General features: G+C 61.9%; 11 protein-coding genes. All 11 read left to right on the forward strand.

Features of this window, described 5'->3' with window-relative positions:
• The first annotated feature begins 48 nt into the window (after nucleotides 1–48).
• The gene (locus CZ203_RS12955; protein ID WP_087066523.1) at nucleotides 49–1,260 is read left to right on the forward strand and encodes a glucose-1-phosphate adenylyltransferase; all 1,212 of its coding nucleotides are present in this window, start codon (nucleotides 49–51) and stop codon (nucleotides 1,258–1,260) included.
• A gap of 15 nt (nucleotides 1,261–1,275) precedes the next feature.
• Nucleotides 1,276–2,403 (forward strand): glucose-1-phosphate adenylyltransferase subunit GlgD, encoded by a 1,128-nt coding sequence (glgD, locus tag CZ203_RS12960; protein WP_087066524.1) that lies wholly within the window; start codon nucleotides 1,276–1,278, stop codon nucleotides 2,401–2,403.
• A gap of 72 nt (nucleotides 2,404–2,475) precedes the next feature.
• Complete coding sequence (gene glgA, locus CZ203_RS12965) at nucleotides 2,476–3,903, forward strand: glycogen synthase GlgA (protein ID WP_087066525.1); 1,428 nt, start codon at nucleotides 2,476–2,478, stop codon at nucleotides 3,901–3,903.
• Nucleotides 3,904–3,975: 72 nt separating this feature from the next.
• Nucleotides 3,976–6,417, forward strand: coding sequence for a glycogen/starch/alpha-glucan phosphorylase (locus CZ203_RS12970; protein ID WP_087066526.1), 2,442 nt, complete (start codon nucleotides 3,976–3,978; stop codon nucleotides 6,415–6,417).
• 190 nt (nucleotides 6,418–6,607) lie between these two features.
• Nucleotides 6,608–8,530, forward strand: a complete 1,923-nt coding sequence (locus CZ203_RS12975) for a glycoside hydrolase family 13 protein (RefSeq protein ID WP_235847533.1) — start codon at nucleotides 6,608–6,610, stop codon at nucleotides 8,528–8,530.
• Between the two features lie 20 nt (nucleotides 8,531–8,550).
• Nucleotides 8,551–9,090: an NUDIX domain-containing protein gene (locus tag CZ203_RS12980; protein WP_087066527.1), complete on the forward strand. Its 540-nt coding sequence runs from the start codon at nucleotides 8,551–8,553 to the stop codon at nucleotides 9,088–9,090.
• An 18-nt stretch (nucleotides 9,091–9,108) separates the two neighbouring features.
• Entirely contained in the window at nucleotides 9,109–9,807 is a 699-nt protein-coding gene (locus CZ203_RS12985; protein WP_087066528.1) for a response regulator, read from the forward strand.
• 25 nt (nucleotides 9,808–9,832) lie between these two features.
• Nucleotides 9,833–11,599 carry an ATP-binding protein gene (locus CZ203_RS12990; protein ID WP_087066529.1) on the forward strand — a complete coding sequence of 589 codons (1,767 nt, stop codon included), beginning with the start codon at nucleotides 9,833–9,835 and terminating at the stop codon, nucleotides 11,597–11,599.
• Nucleotides 11,596–12,960 (forward strand): hypothetical protein, encoded by a 1,365-nt coding sequence (locus tag CZ203_RS12995; protein ID WP_087066530.1) that lies wholly within the window; start codon nucleotides 11,596–11,598, stop codon nucleotides 12,958–12,960. The genes CZ203_RS12990 and CZ203_RS12995 overlap by 4 nt, the downstream gene beginning before the upstream one ends.
• A gap of 722 nt (nucleotides 12,961–13,682) precedes the next feature.
• Nucleotides 13,683–14,111 carry an MBL fold metallo-hydrolase gene (locus CZ203_RS13000; protein WP_087066531.1) on the forward strand — a complete coding sequence of 143 codons (429 nt, stop codon included), beginning with the start codon at nucleotides 13,683–13,685 and terminating at the stop codon, nucleotides 14,109–14,111.
• Nucleotides 14,112–14,312: 201 nt separating this feature from the next.
• Nucleotides 14,313–15,611: a UDP-N-acetylglucosamine 1-carboxyvinyltransferase gene (locus CZ203_RS13005; RefSeq protein ID WP_087066532.1), complete on the forward strand. Its 1,299-nt coding sequence runs from the start codon at nucleotides 14,313–14,315 to the stop codon at nucleotides 15,609–15,611.
• The last annotated feature ends 38 nt before the right edge of the window (nucleotides 15,612–15,649 follow it).

Consider the following 15,649-nt stretch of genomic DNA (forward strand, 5'->3'; position numbering starts at 1 on the left):
GATTCTAATTCTAAAAATGCGCAAAAAGCGGAGAATGGAGAATTTAAAATGTATCGAAAGAAAGAATGTGTTGCTATGCTGCTGGCCGGCGGCCAGGGCAGCAGGCTGTATGTGCTGACGACCAAGGTCGCCAAGCCCGCAGTCCCCTTCGGCGGAAAGTACAAGATCATCGACTTCCCGCTCTCAAACTGCATCAATTCCGGCATTGATACGGTCGGCGTGCTGACCCAGTATGAGCCGCACGCGCTGAACGCCTATGTTGGTTCGGGCCAGCCGTGGGACCTCGACCGCGTCAGCGGCGGCGTCTACATCCTGCCCCCGTACCAGAAGGGCAAGACTTCCGAATGGTACAAGGGCACGGCAAACGCGATTTACCAGAACATCGGCTTCGTGGACGAGTACGACCCGGAATACGTCCTGATCCTCTCGGGCGACCATATCTACAAGATGGACTATTCCAAGATGCTGGCCGAGCACAAGGCCAAGAAGGCGGACGCGACTATCGCGGTCATCGACGTGCCGATGTCCGAGGCGTCCCGCTTCGGCATCATGAACTGCAACGAGGACGGCAGCATCTACGAGTTCGAGGAAAAGCCCAAGAAGCCGAAGTCCACGTTGGCCTCCATGGGCATCTACATCTTCACCTGGAAAAAGCTCCGCCAGTACTTAATGGACGACGAGGCCCGGACGGGCTCCTCCAACGACTTCGGCAAGGACATCATCCCGGCGATGCTCGCCGCGGGCGAAAAGATGCAGTCCTACCGTTTCGACGGCTACTGGAAGGACGTCGGCACGATCGAAAGCCTGTGGGAGGCGAATATGGATCTGCTGTCGCCCAAGTCCGGGCTGAACCTGGACGACGACGATTGGAAGATCTATGGACGTAACAACGGCGCGCCCCCGCACTTTGCCAGCGTGGATTCCCACATCACGCACTCCCTGGTTTCCGAGGGCTGCGAGATTTACGGCGACGTATCCGAGTCCGTACTGTTTTCCGACGTTACGGTCGGGCGCGGCGCGCAGGTGGAATACTCCATCCTGATGCCCGGCGCGATCGTCGAGGAGGGCGCGGTCGTGCGCTATGCGATCGTAGCGGAAGGCGCGACTATCGCCGCGGGCGCGGAGGTCGGCCAGAGCCCGGCAGACGCGGATATCGACAATTGGGGCGTGGCGGTCGTCGCAGGCGGCGTGCGCGTTGGGCGCGGGGTCAAGATGGCGGCAAAGGAAATGGCCGCCGAAGACCTGCCGGACAAGATTTAAGGGGGGACGAAAGCTATGAAAAACGTACTGGGCATTATTATCGCCTTCGATACCGATAACGACCTGCGCGAAATCACCGAGCACCGTACGGTGGCCGCCGTCCCGTTCGGCTGCCGCTACCGCATCATCGACTTCATGCTGTCCAACATGGTCAACTCCGGCATTTACCGTGTCGGCGTGCTGATGCGCGACAAATACCAGTCGCTGATCGACCATATCGGCAGCGCCAAGGACTGGGACCTGTCCCGTAAAAACGGCGGCGTCACCCTGCTGCCGCCGTACTCCTACTCCAAGCGCGCCTCCCCGCTGGTCAACGGCGAATACCGCGGCAAGATTGACGCGCTCGCGGGCGCGGTCGATTACCTCCAGAAGAACCGCTCCGACTATGTCGTGGTGGCGGACGGCGACATCATTGCCAACCTGCCGCTGGACGAGATCGTGGAGGCCCATAAGGAGAGCGGCAACAGCATGACCATGGTTTGCTGCAAAAAGGTCAAGGAAAGCCCGTTCACGACCTATGTCGAGCTGAACCGCAAGCGCGAGGTGACCGACATCCGCGTCGGCGACTGCAACGACGGCAAGTGCAAGTATACCGCCCTTGGCGTATACGTCATGCGCCGCGAATACCTGATCCACCTGATCGCGGACTGCGTCACCCATAACCTGGTGCATTTTGAGCGCGAGCTGCTGCAGCGCGCCCTGAATGAGGATAAGATCAGCGGTTTTGTTTTCGACAAATACGCGGTAAAGATTGAGGATACCAAAGATTATTTCCAGTCCAACATGGATATGCTGGAAAAGGAGGTACGCGACGAGCTGTTCCTCCGCAACCGCCCGATCTATACGCAGGTACACGACGAGGCCCCGGCCTACTACGGCGACAAGGCCGTGGTGGACGACAGCCTGATCGCTGACGGCTGCTATATCGAGGGCGAGGTCTCCGGCTCCATCCTGTTCCGCGACGTCCATGTTGAGAAGGACGCCAAGATTTCCAACAGCATCATCATGCAGTCCGGCCGTATCCTGTCCGGGGCGTCCCTGGCGCATATCATCACCGACCGCGGCGTTACCATCCGGGAAGGCCGTACGATGATGGGGCATGAAAATTATCCGGTTGTTATTGCAAAAAGTTCTATTGTCTAGTAAAATAAACAAGTTACGGACCGCATTTGCGGTACCCGCTGTTATGAAGGGCAGGACGGGAGGTCTGGCAAAATGAAAATCATGTATGTTGCAAGCGAAGTGGCTCCGTTTGTCAAAACCGGCGGTTTGGGCGACGTGGCGGGTTCCCTGCCCAAGGCGCTTGCGGCCAAGGGTCACGATGTGGCGGTGTTCTGTCCACTTCACAGCGCGATTTCCACGGACTGGCGTCAGAAAATGGATTTTGTCAAAAATGCATATGTACAGCTTGCATGGCGCAACCAATATTGCGGCGTTTTCAGCCTGAAACAGGACGGTGTGACCTATTACTTCATCGATAACGAGTATTACTTCGCACGCGTGCAGGTTTACGGCGAATATGACGACGCGGAACGCTTTGCCTTTTTCTCCAAAGCCGTGCTGGAGATCCTGCCCGACCTGGACTGGAAGCCCGACGTCATCAACTGCAACGATTGGCAGACCGCGCTTGTACCGGTCTATTACAACCTGATGTTCAGCGCGCGCCCGTTCTACCAGGGCATCAAAACGGTGTTTACGATCCATAACATCCAGTACCAGGGCCAGTACGGCCGCGAGATCCTGGAATATGTCCTCGGCATCGACGACGCGCATTACCGTTCCGGCTTTATGGTGCTCGACGGCGACGTCAACCTGATGAAGGCGGCGATCCTGGCGGCCAGCGCGGTCACGACGGTCAGCCCGACCTACGCCGAGGAGATCCAGACGGCGTATTACGGCCACCGGATGGATGTCATCCTGCGGCAGAATAGCTGGAAGCTGCACGGCATCCTGAACGGTATCGACATGGAGGTGTTCAACCCCCTGACCGACCCGCACCTGTACAAGAACTACGGGCCGAAGACGCTCAAGGATAAGCTGCAGAACAAGCGGGAGCTGCTCAAGCTGTGCGGCCTTGAGGGCGACGACGGCACGCCGGTCATCGGCATGGTCACCCGTTTTGTCAGCCACAAGGGGCTCGACCTGCTGGAAGCCGTGCTGCACGATATCCTGGAGGACGACGTCCGCCTGATCGTGCTGGGCAAGGGCGACTGGCGCTACGAGCAGATGTTCCTGGAGGCCAAGCGCCTGTACCCGGCGAAAATTTCGGCTTCCATCATGTTCTCCGGCGACCTGGCGGACAAAATCTATGCCGGCGCGGATATGTTCCTGATGCCGTCGCGCACCGAGCCGTGCGGCCTGGCGCAGATGATCTCTATGCGGTACGGCACCATCCCGATTGTGCGTGAGACAGGCGGCCTGAAGGACACGGTGCAGGCCTTCGTCGACTACCTGGGCACGGGCAACGGCTTTACCTTCGCAAGCTACAACGCGCACGACATGCTGCATGTCATCCGCGAGGCGTGCGAGACCTACCGCACCAACAAGGAAGCCTGGGCGCACCTGATGGAACTCGGCATGACGGCCGACTTCAGCTGGGACGCTTCGGCCGACAAGTACTTAGAGGTTTACGAATCTCTGTAAACGGGTTTGCCCGTTTCCCTCCCGAAAAAGCGGTCCCAGAAGTGAGAAGAAAGATAAGGGGTTAGATACACCATGCCAAAGACGTATACAAAGAATACCATGAAACAGGCGATCGAGGGCAAGCTCCGCCGCCATTTCAGCCGTGAACCGGGCGAGGCCTCCAAAGAGCAGATTTACGAGGCCTGCGCCCTGGTAATCCGCGACACGCTCGCGGATCACATGATCGAGACGCAAAACCAGGTGGAGCAGAATAAGGAGCGCCAGGTACATTACCTTTGCATGGAATTCCTGGTAGGGCGTTCTTTGCGCAATAATGCTTACAACCTCGGCCTTCTCGGGCCGATGCGCGACGCGCTGGCCGATATGGGCGTGGACCTGTCCGACCTGTTCGAGGAAGAAGCAGACCCGGGCCTCGGCAACGGCGGCCTCGGCCGCTTGGCCGCCTGCTATATGGACGGCATGGCCACGATCGGCGTGCGCGCCACGGGCTATTCCATCCGCTACGAGCACGGCATCTTCAAGCAGAAGATTGTCGACGGCGAGCAGGTGGAGCTGCCGGACAGCTGGCTGGAGACCGGCGCGGTCTGGCAGATCCCGGCCATGGACGACGTGCGCGAGGTGCGCATCGGCGGCAACGTCAACACCTATTGGAACGACGAAGGCAAGCTTGTGGTCGAGCATACCGACTATACGCCAGTCCTCGCCACCCCGTACGATATGCCGATTTCCGGCTACAAGACGGATAACGTCTCCACCCTGCGCCTGTGGGAGGCCAGCAGCCCGATCCCGCTCGATATGAGCCTGTTTTCGCGCGGCGAGTACCTCAAGGCGGTCGAAAAGCACGCGATGGCCGAGGTCATCTCGATGATCCTCTATCCCGAGGACAATCACATCGAGGGGCAGTCCCTGCGCCTCAAGCAGCAGTACTTCCTGGTCTCCGCGACAATCCAGGATATCTGCGCCAAGCATAAGGCGCAGTACGGCACGCTCGAGAACTTCGCGCGCAAGCACATCCTGCATATCAACGACACCCACCCGGTGCTCGTCATCCCGGAACTGATGCGTATCCTGATGGACGGGGAAAACATGGGCTGGGATAAGGCGTGGAACATCGTCTCCCAGTGCGTGGCGTACACGAACCACACCGTTATGCCCGAGGCGCTGGAGTGCTGGCCGATCGAGCTGATGCAGTCCCTGATGCCGCGCGTCATGATGATCGTCAACGAGATCAACGAGCGCTTCTGCAAGGAGCTGTGGAACTACTACCCGGGCGACTTCAACCGCATCTCCAAGATGGCGATTGTGTCGGACGGCGTGGTGCGCATGGCGCACCTTGCAATCGCGGGCAGCTTCTCGGTCAACGGCGTTTCCGAGCTGCATTCGGATATCCTGAAGGAAAAGGTCTTCCACGACTTTTACCATATCTCCCCGGCCAAGTTCCGCAACGTCACGAACGGCATCGCGCACCGCCGCTGGCTGTGCGAGGCCAACCCGGAGCTGACGGGGCTGATCACCGAGCTGATCGGCGACGGCTTCATCACCCACCCGTCCGAGCTGCAGGTGCTGCGCACCTTTGGCGAGGACAAAAAGGTGCTCGACCGCCTTGCGGAGATCAAACGGCATAATAAGGAGCGGCTGGCCGCATATATTAAAGAGCACAACGGCATCGAGGTCAACCTCGGCTCCATTTTCGACGTACAGGTCAAGCGTTTGCATGAATACAAGCGCCAGATGCTGAATATCCTGCATATCCTGTACCTGTACAACAAGATCAAGGATGATCCGTCAGCCGAATTCGTACCGCGCACCTATATTTTCGGCTCCAAGGCCGCGCCGGGCTACGTGGTGGCCAAGCGCACGGTCAGCCTGATCAACTCGATCGCAAACAAGATCAACAACGACCCGGACGTCGGCGACAAGCTCAAAGTCGTCTTTATCGAGGACTACAAGGTCTCGCTGGCGGAGATGATCATGCCGGCGGCCGAGGTCTCCGAGCAAATTTCGATCGCGGGCAAGGAAGCGTCCGGCACCGGCAACATGAAGTTCATGATGAACGGCGCCCTGACGATCGGCACCATGGACGGCGCGAACGTCGAGATTTGCCAGGCGGTCGGCGAGGAGAATATCTTCATCTTCGGCATGAACGCCAAGGAGGCGGAGAACCTCGCGGAGGGCGGCACCTATTCGCCGATGTCGATCTACAACAGCAACCCGGGGCTGCGCCGCGTGCTCGACCAGATGCGCGACGGCTTCGGCGACGGCAAGAAATACGACAGCCTCGTCAAGATGCTGCTGCAGGGCAACGGCGGGCCTGCCGACAAGTTTATGTCCCTGGCCGATTTTGATTCCTACGTGAAGGCGCAGGAGCGTGTGTCGCAGATGTACCTGCGGCCGGAAAACTGGAACTACATGTCGCTGATGAATATTGCAAACAGCGGCCGGTTCGCTTCCGACCGTTCGATCGCGGAATACGCTAAAAATATCTGGAAGGTGCACACCGATTTCGCGTACTAAGACGCGATGGAAAAAACGCAATGGGACTGCCTGTATCAGCGGGCAGTCCCTTGCGCGGTTCATGAGGGGGCGCGCCGCGCACGCAAAAGCGTGCGGCAGGCAGCGGGACCTATTAAATTTGAAGCCATTCTGAGAGCGCCGCCCGGCAGGCGGGGTTCTCAGAATGGCTCCGGGGGAGAAGGCGTTAGAGATGAAAGACCTGATTTTCAACGCGCGCGACGAGGCGTATAAAAGACCATATGGCGCGGCAGAGGCAGGGGGAACCGTCGTCTTTTGCCTATATCCGGAACGCTATCACGGCGTGTATGAGGCCAGCCTGTTCATCGCCGAGGACGGGAACGACCGCGAGCAGCGGCGCATCCCGCTCCAATGGCGCGGCCTGGAGGGCTGCCGGGACCACTACGAGGGCGCGTATACGGTGCCGCGGCCGGGGCTGTACTGGTACTATTTCCGCGTGTCCACCTCGCACGGCGTGTTTTACATCAGCCGCGGCTACGGCAGCAAGGGCGAGATGGCGGCGGAACTTTCCGCGCGCTTCCAGCTCACGGCGTATGACGGGGCATACAAGGTGCCGCGCTGGTTCGGCGAGGGCATCACCTATAACATCTTCCCGGACCGCTTCCGCCGCACCAGCGTCCCGCCGGAGGACGGCTACCCCGCGGAGCGCCACGTCCACAAGAACTGGGGCGACGTGCCGGACTACCGGCCGGATAAGCGCGGCGAAATCCTGAACAACGACTTTTTTGGCGGCAGCCTGCGCGGGATTACGGAAAAGCTGGATTACCTGGCCTCCCTACGCGTGAGTACGCTGTATTTAAACCCAATTTTCGAGGCGTTTTCCAACCACCGGTACGATACCGGCGACTATAAGAAGATCGACCCCATGCTGGGCACGGAGGAGGACTTCGCCACCCTGTGCGCGGAGGCGGCCGAGCGCGGCATCCGCGTCATGCTGGACGGCGTTTTCAACCATACCGGATTTGACAGCCGGTACTTTAACGGCCGCGGGCACTATCCGGGGCAGGGCGCGCACCAGTCCAAGGATTCGCCCTATTTTGACTGGTTCGATTTCCAGGAGTGGCCGGATAAGTACTCATCCTGGTGGGGCATCTATACCCTGCCGCAGGTGCGGGAGGACAGCCCGGCCTATATCGACTATATCATCGAGGGCGAGGACAGCGTCATCCGCCACTGGCTGCGCCTGGGCGCGTCGGGCTGGCGGCTGGATGTCGCCGACGAGCTGCCCGACTGGTTCATCCAGAAGATCGACGCGGTCGTCAAGGAGGAGAAGCCGGACGGCCTGGTGCTCGGCGAGGTCTGGGAGGACGCCTCCAACAAGGTCGCGTACGACGAGCGCCGCCGGTATTTCCAGGGCGGCGAACTGGACAGCGTGATGAATTACCCGCTGCGCGAGGCCATCCTGGCCTTTGTGACCGGCGGCACGGCGGAGCATTTCGCGGAGCGCATTGAGACGCTGCGCGAAAACTACCCGCACGATATCTTTTACAACCTCATGAACATCATCGGCACACACGACACGCCGCGCATCCTGTCGGTGCTCGGCGGCGAACCGGACGTCTGGGAGATGGACCGCGATTACCGCGCGTACCATATGCTGCCGCCCGGCGTGCTGGAGGGGGCGAAGCGCCGCCTGCGCCTGGCCGCCGTATTGCAGTTTACCATGCCGGGGTCGCCCTGCATCTACTACGGCGATGAAGCCGGCATGCAGGGGTACGAGGACCCGTTTAACCGCCGCACCTACCCCTGGGGCAAGGAAGACCCGGAAATCCTGTCGTTTTACCGTATGCTGTGCGAGACGCGGGACGGCAGCGCAGCGCTGCGCCGGGGCGACCTGCACTTCATCCGGATGGACGAGGGCGTGCTGGTGTACGCGCGCTGCATCGGGGAAGAGTGCGTAATCATCGCGGTCAACCGCGAAGGCGACATGCGCTCGGTATTCCTGCCGTGCCTGGCCGCGGAAGACATGCTGCGCGGCGGCGGCGCCTACACGTGTGCAAACGGCGAAAGCGGCACGCAGGTCATCCTGGAGCCGGAAAGCGCCATGATCCTGCGGTGCGAGGGCGTGATGAGGGAACGGTGCCGCAACCATTGACCGCAAAAGGAGAAACAGCAATGGATTTTACAGAGAAAACACTGACGAGCGAATATAAATTTGAAGGCCGCATCATGAAGGCGCGCGTTGACACCGCGCTGCTGCCGAACGGCAAGGAGGCCTACCGCGAGGTGTGCGAGCACGTCGGCGGCGTGGGCGTGCTGCCGGTCGACGCGGACGGCAACGCCGTCCTGGTACGGCAGTTCCGTTACCCATACGGCGAAACGCTGCTCGAAATCCCGGCGGGCAAGATCGACCACGGCCCGGAAGGGCACCTGGAATGCGGCGTGCGCGAGCTGCGCGAGGAGACCGGCTACACGGCCGACCGCATGGTCTATATGGGCGAGGTGTACCCGTCCCCCGGGTTCCTGACCGAGGTGCTGCACCTCTACTGCGCGCTCGGCCTGCACGGCGGGGATTGCGACCCGGATGAGGACGAATTCGTCGAGACGGTCCACATGCCGTTTTCAGAACTGGAAAAGCTGGTGGCGGACGGCACGGTGCGCGACGGGAAAACGATTGCGGCCGTGTGCAAGGCGCGGCTTTTAGGGCTGGTGTAGAAAAACAGGAGGCTCGCTGTGAACAATAAGATTCTGATTGTGGAGGACGAAACGGCCATCGCGGATATCCTGGCGTTTAACCTGGAGCGCGAGGGCTATGAGACCGAAACCGCATACGACGGCAACGACGGGCTGAAAAAGGCGCTTGAGGGTGACCCGGGGCTGATCCTGCTCGACGTCATGCTGCCGGGGCTCGACGGCTTTGAGGTCTGCCGCCGCGTGCGCGAGCAGTCCGAGGTGCCGATCCTGATGCTGACCGCGCGCGAGGAGGAATCCGACAAGGTGGCCGGCCTCGAGCTGGGCGCGGACGATTACATTACGAAGCCTTTTTCCATGCGCGAGCTGGTGGCGCGCGTGCGCGCGAACATGCGCCGCGTGCCCGCGCCGGACGCGGGGGAAACGGACGGGCAGGCGCGCCGGCTTGCGGGCGCGCTCACGATCTCCGAGGACAAAAGCGAAATTTGCAAAAACGGCAAGCCGCTCGACCTTTCGGTGCGCGAGTACGAAATCCTGACCTTCCTGGCCGCCGTGCCGGACAAGGTCTTTTCGCGCGAGGAACTGATGGAAAAGGTGTGGGGCTACGAATACTACGGCGACCTGCGCGCGGTGGACGTCGCGATCCGCCGCCTGCGTGAGAAGCTGGAGGACAACCCTGCGCAGCCGCAGTACATCATCACAAAGCGCGGGCTGGGCTATTACTTTTCCTCCGGGAATTGACAGAGATACAAGGGGATTATAAGTTATGTTTCGCAGCCTGCATATGAAGCTGGTGCTGATCCTCGTGCTGCTGATCATCTCGGTGATGGCGGTGGTCGGCACCTTCCTGATCAACAGCGTCAGCAACTTTTATTTTGAGGATTTCCAGAAGCAGGTGGGCGACGTGTTCACACGCGACCTGCTGGAGGAGCTGGGGCAGACCGCCCGCGGCGGGGACGGCGGGGAACGCCTGTCCAAAATGATATCCTACTACGCAGGGCCGCTCGGGCTGGACAATTACCGCAATTACTACATCCTGGACGGCGAGGGCGCGTTTGTCGCCGGCTCCAACCAGGCCGTCGGCAGCGAGCTGCGCGCGAACCCCAATATCGTCGCGGCCATGGCCGGGCGGGTGGGCGCGAGCGGCTCGATGGCGGACAGCTATATGGACGTGGCCATCCCGGTACAGGGGGACAAGCCCTATATCGTCTATATCCGCGACACGAAGGAGGACATCCAGTCCCTGACCTGGCGCTTTTTCGCCATTGTCATGCAGGCGATGCTGTTCGGCCTGCTCGTCGCGATCCTGCTCAGCTTCCTGCTGTCGAAGACCATTACGACCCCGATCGAAAACATCACGAAGAGCGCCCAGCACGTCGCGGCGGGCGATTTCGGGCAGCTCATCCCGATCCAGTCGAGCGACGAGATCGGTGAACTGACGCGCACGTTCAACAACATGTCGCGCGTGCTCAAAACCACGCTCGAGGAGGTGCAGGGCGAGCGCGACAAGCTGAATACGCTGTTCCTGCACATGACGGACGGCGTGGCCGCCTTCACGACGGAGGGGCGCATCATCCATATGAACCCGGCGACCGAGCGCCTGCTCGGCGTGGAGTTCCGCGAGGATATGACGTTTGGCGAAATGTTCCACAGCATGGCGCTGCCCGACAGCGAGGATGCGGGCAAGGAAGGCTATGTGCAGACCGAAATCAAACGCCTCGGCCGCACGCTGAACGTGCTGTTCGCACCCTATGGCGGCACGGGCGAGGGCGGGATCATGGCGGTCATCCACGATATCACCGAGCAGCGCAAGCTGGACGACGCGCGGCGCGAATTTGTCGCGAACGTCTCGCATGAGCTGCGCACGCCGCTGACGAACATCAAAAGCTATACCGAGACGCTGGTCGACGCGGCGGGCGACCTGCCCCCGGAGACCGAGGTCAAGTTCCTCGGCGTCATCTCGAACGAAGCCGACCGCATGACGCGCATCGTCAAGGACCTGCTCACGCTGTCCAAGCTAGATTACGGCCGGATGGACCTGCGGTTCACGCGCTTTTCCTTGCAGACGATGCTCGAGGGCGTGCACACGGCGATGCTGCTGGCCGCGCGCGACAACGGCCACGAACTGCGGATGGACCTGCGCGGCCCGCTGCCGGACATGGTCGGCGACCGCGAGCGCCTGGAGCAGGTGATCGTAAATATCGTATCCAATTCCATCAAATATACGCCGCGCGGCGGCCGGATCGAGCTGTTCGCCACAATGCGCGACGACCGGCATGTGGTGATCCGCGTCAAGGACAACGGCATGGGCATCCCGAAGGAGGACGTCCCGCGCCTGTTTGAGCGCTTTTACCGTGTGGACAAGGCGCGCTCGCGCGAAAAGGGCGGCACCGGCCTCGGCCTCGCCATCGCCAAGGAAATGGTCGAGGCGCACAAGGGCACGATCCATCTGGAAAGCGAACTGGACGCCGGGACGGCGGTGACCATCGTCCTGCCGACCGACCTGCCGCTCGACGGGGAAAAAGCCGTATGAAGAAACGTCAAGGCTCCCTTAAAAACCACTTGAAGAACCTTGTGCTCGTCCTGCTGACGCTGCTGCTCGCCCTGCTGGTCGCGCTCAACTGGGGCACCGGCCTGGGGCGGGACAACGCGCCCGCGGACTCGTTCTTTGCACAGGTTTACGCGCTGCTGCCCATGGGCGACGGCGGCTATATCCAGCGCGCGGGCGATACCCCGGCGGCCTACCCGTCGGGCATCGCCATGACGGCGGCGGATGGGCTGCGGGGCGCTTCCTATAACGAGACCGCGGAAGGTTCCCTGTACGAATCGGTGCGGCCGCTCTGGGCGGACGCGCTGGCGGGGGCGCGCAGCTTTGAGAAGGCCGAAGAGGCCGCGCTGCAAGAGGCGCTGCGCGGGGATACCCTTTTCCTGTCCTACAACAGCAGCTTGCCACTCAGCCTGCTCGCAGGCTGGATGGGCGCGGACCCCGCCCACACCGACAGCCGCAGCGTGGCCAGCCTGGTGCTGACGCGCGGCGGCGTGCTTTATGTGCGCGACGGCGCGGACGGTATGCTGTACCGCACGGTGGGCGGCGTCAAGGTCGACGCCGGCGTGTGGGAGCGGGTCGCGGCGGGCGTCACCGCGCCGCCGTGCAGCTATGCGGGCACGCTCGATACGCAGGTATACGGTGCGCTGCTGCCGGAAACCCTGGTGCCGGAAGGCGCGGCGGCATATGACGTGCTGCAGGCGCGCATGCCGGCCTTCGGCGACCCGGCGAGCGGCGACAGCCTGCAGACGCTGCTCGCCGCGTTCAGCTATGACCCATATGTGACAAATTATTCGGAGAACGACGGCGCGACGCAGGTTTTTGTCGAGAATTACAGCGCGCTGCGCGTTTCACAGGACGGACAGGTGCGCTTCAAGGCCAATTCGCTGTCCGGCGGCCTGCCCGCCTACCAGGAGGGCGAGGTCGACGCGGCGGGCGCACTTGCCGCGCAGGTGGACTATGCACATGAGGTGCTGAACGCCGCGCTGGGCGCGGTCGGCTCCACCATCCCCGCGGAACTGGAGAGCGTGCGGCTGGATGCGGAATCGGGCGCGTGGAACGTGCAGTTCAACCAGACGGTGGGCGGGCTGCCCGTGCGGCGGGCGGATGGGCAGCCGCTCGCGCGCTTTACCTTCCAGGACGGCATGCTGGTTGCGGCGGAGCTGTCCCTGCGGGACTATGTATCCACCGGGGAGAAGCTGTATGTCCTGCCGGTTGCGCAGGCCGCGGCCGCGCTGGACGGCGCATCGCAGTACGGGTATGTCGTGGCTTACACGGACGACGGCAGCGGGCGGGTGCTGCCTGCGGCCTACCGGAAGGATTGGAGGGGCGGCAGTGCAGTGGGATAAGGTCAAAAACATATTGCTTGTGATCCTGCTCGTGGTCAACGGCTTCCTGCTCGGCAGCCTGATCCTGCGGCAGGCCGGCACGGACATGCAACAGCAGGCGCTTCTGGAGGATATCCGGGTGGTGCTGCGGCAATACGATGTGGAATGCGGCAAGGGGCTGCGCATCCCCGCGCAGCGCGGGATGCTCGCGCTCGAGATCGACCGCAGCCGCACGGCGGAGGAGGCCTTCGCCCGCGCCGTGCTGGAGGGCACGGTCGAGCGCGTGGAGCGGGAGGACGGCGAGACCGTCTTCACCGGCGGCAACGGCTCGGTAAGCTGGCGGCCGGACGGGACGGTAAACGCCGCCTTCCGGCAGGAAGGCGCGGTCGTGCCCGGCTCCGCGCGCGGGATGGAAAAAAGCGCCTCCGAGCTGCTCGCCGCCTGCGGCGTAACCCTCAAGGGCAGCAGGGTCGAGGCCGACCTTGAGGCGGGGGAAGCCGTGCTGACGGCCACGGTCGGCGGCCTCCCGGTTTTCAACCGCCGCCTGACGGTTTCCTGGCAGGGGGAGGGGCAGACGGCGGTCGCGGGGCAGTNAAAACCTTGTGGAGAAATTCCAGGCGATCGGCGCGGATATGTACCGTGCGGAGATCCCGGAGGGGGACACCTCCCTGCCCGAGGCAAAGTAAGCGGAAACACGGCAGGGACGCAGGAAACGCGTCCCTGTATTCATTTATGGAGAACGCATGAAAGAACGCTATTATTACAGTATTGCGAGCGGGTCGGGCGGCAACTGTTCGCTGTATGTGTCCGGCGGGACGGCGGTGCTGTTCGACCTCGGCGTGTCGGTGCGGCGGCTGCGGCAGGCGCTCGGCACGCTCGGGATGGACGTGCCAGACCTGGCCGGCGTGCTGATTACGCACGAGCATATCGACCACGTCAAGGGGCTTGCGACCTTTGTCAAAAAATATGACGTGCCGGTCTATGCGACCGGGCCGACGGCGCGCGAGCTGGTGCGCAAGACGCCGCCCGCGTCGGACAAGCTGCGCCCGTTTTTCGGCGGCGAGGCCTTCCCGGTCGGCGGGCTGTCGGTGCAGTCCTTCCTGACGCCGCACNGCTTTCCCCCTTTTGGCGGGTGGAAACCGACCGGGGCACGGTTTTCGTCGATGCGCTGAAATAAAGGCGCATTTCGGGAACAAATATCGTATAGAACACGTCAAAATAACTTTGATTTTCCGGTGTTCTTGTGATAAAATAAAAAACATGCAGGCTGCGTTTGAGAGCGGTCACACAGGGGAAAAGTATGGAATAGGATGGAGTAATCGGCAGCCGTTTCGGAGGCTGGCGCCCAACCAATCTATAAGGAGTAGATAGGCTTGACGAAATATATTATTAACGGCGGCAAACGCCTCAACGGCGAGGTTACGATCAGCGGCGCCAAGAATGCGGCAGTGGCCATTATCCCGGCCGCCCTGCTGGCGGACGGACCGTGCCGGATTGAAAACGTACCCAAGATCATTGACGTGACGCTCCAGCTTGAAATCCTGCGGGAACTGGGCGTGCGCATCCGGTTGCTCAACAGTACGACGGTCGAGATCAGCGGGGAAGCCGTGGGCGGCAGCAAGGTGCCCTACGAGCTGATGCGCAAGATCCGCGCGTCCTATTACCTGATCGGCGCGCTGCTCGGCAAGTACCACCATGCCGAGGTGGCGATGCCCGGCGGCTGCAACTTCGGCGGCATCCGCCCGATCGACCAGCACCTCAAGGGCTTCCGCGCGCTCGGCGCCACGATCGAGACGCGCGAGGGCGGTTACATTGTCGCGGACGCGCCGGACGGCCTCAAGGGCGGCCATGTCTATTTTGACGTGGTTTCGGTCGGCGCGACCATGAATATCATGCTGGCGGCTGTCCTGGCGGACGGGCAGACCGTCATCGAGAACGCCGCGAAGGAGCCGCACATCGTCGACCTGGCGAACTTCCTCAATTCGATGGGCGCGGACGTCAAGGGCGCGGGCACCGATATCATCAAGATCCGCGGCGTGCCCAAGCTGCACGGCGGCACCTATTCGATCATCCCCGACCAGATCGAGGCCGGCACCTTTATGGCGGCGGTCGCGGCGACCGGCGGGCAGGTGCTCATCAAGAACGTCATCCCGAAGCACCTGGAGTGCATCACCGCAAAGCTGACCGAGATGGGCGTCGAGATCGACGAGTTCGACGACGCGCTGCTGGTGCGCCGCATGGGCGACCTGGTCAAGACGAACGTGAAAACCATGCCCTATCCGGGCTTCCCGACCGATATGCAGCCCCAGCTGACCACGGCGCTGTGCCTGGCCAAGGGCACGAGCATCATCACCGAGGGCGTATGGGATAACCGCTACCGTTACACCGAGGAACTGACCCGTATGGGCGCAAACATCCATGTGGACGGCAAGATCGCCGTGGTGGAGGGCGTCGAGGAGCTCAAGGCGGCGCCGGTGCGCGCGTACGACCTGCGCGCGGGCGCGGCAATGGTCATTGCGGGCCTTGCGGCGCGCGGCGTCACCCAGGTGGAGCAGGTCACCAATATTGAACGCGGCTATGAAAACCTTGTGGAGAAATTCCAGGCGATCGGCGCGGATATGTACCGTGCGGAGATCCCGGAGGGGGACACCTCCCTGCCCGAGGCAAAGTAAGCGGAAACACGGCAGGGACGCAGGAAACGCGTCCCTGT

This window comes from Intestinibacillus massiliensis (genome assembly GCF_900155735.1).
Lineage (GTDB): Bacteria > Bacillota > Clostridia > Oscillospirales > Butyricicoccaceae > Intestinibacillus > Intestinibacillus massiliensis.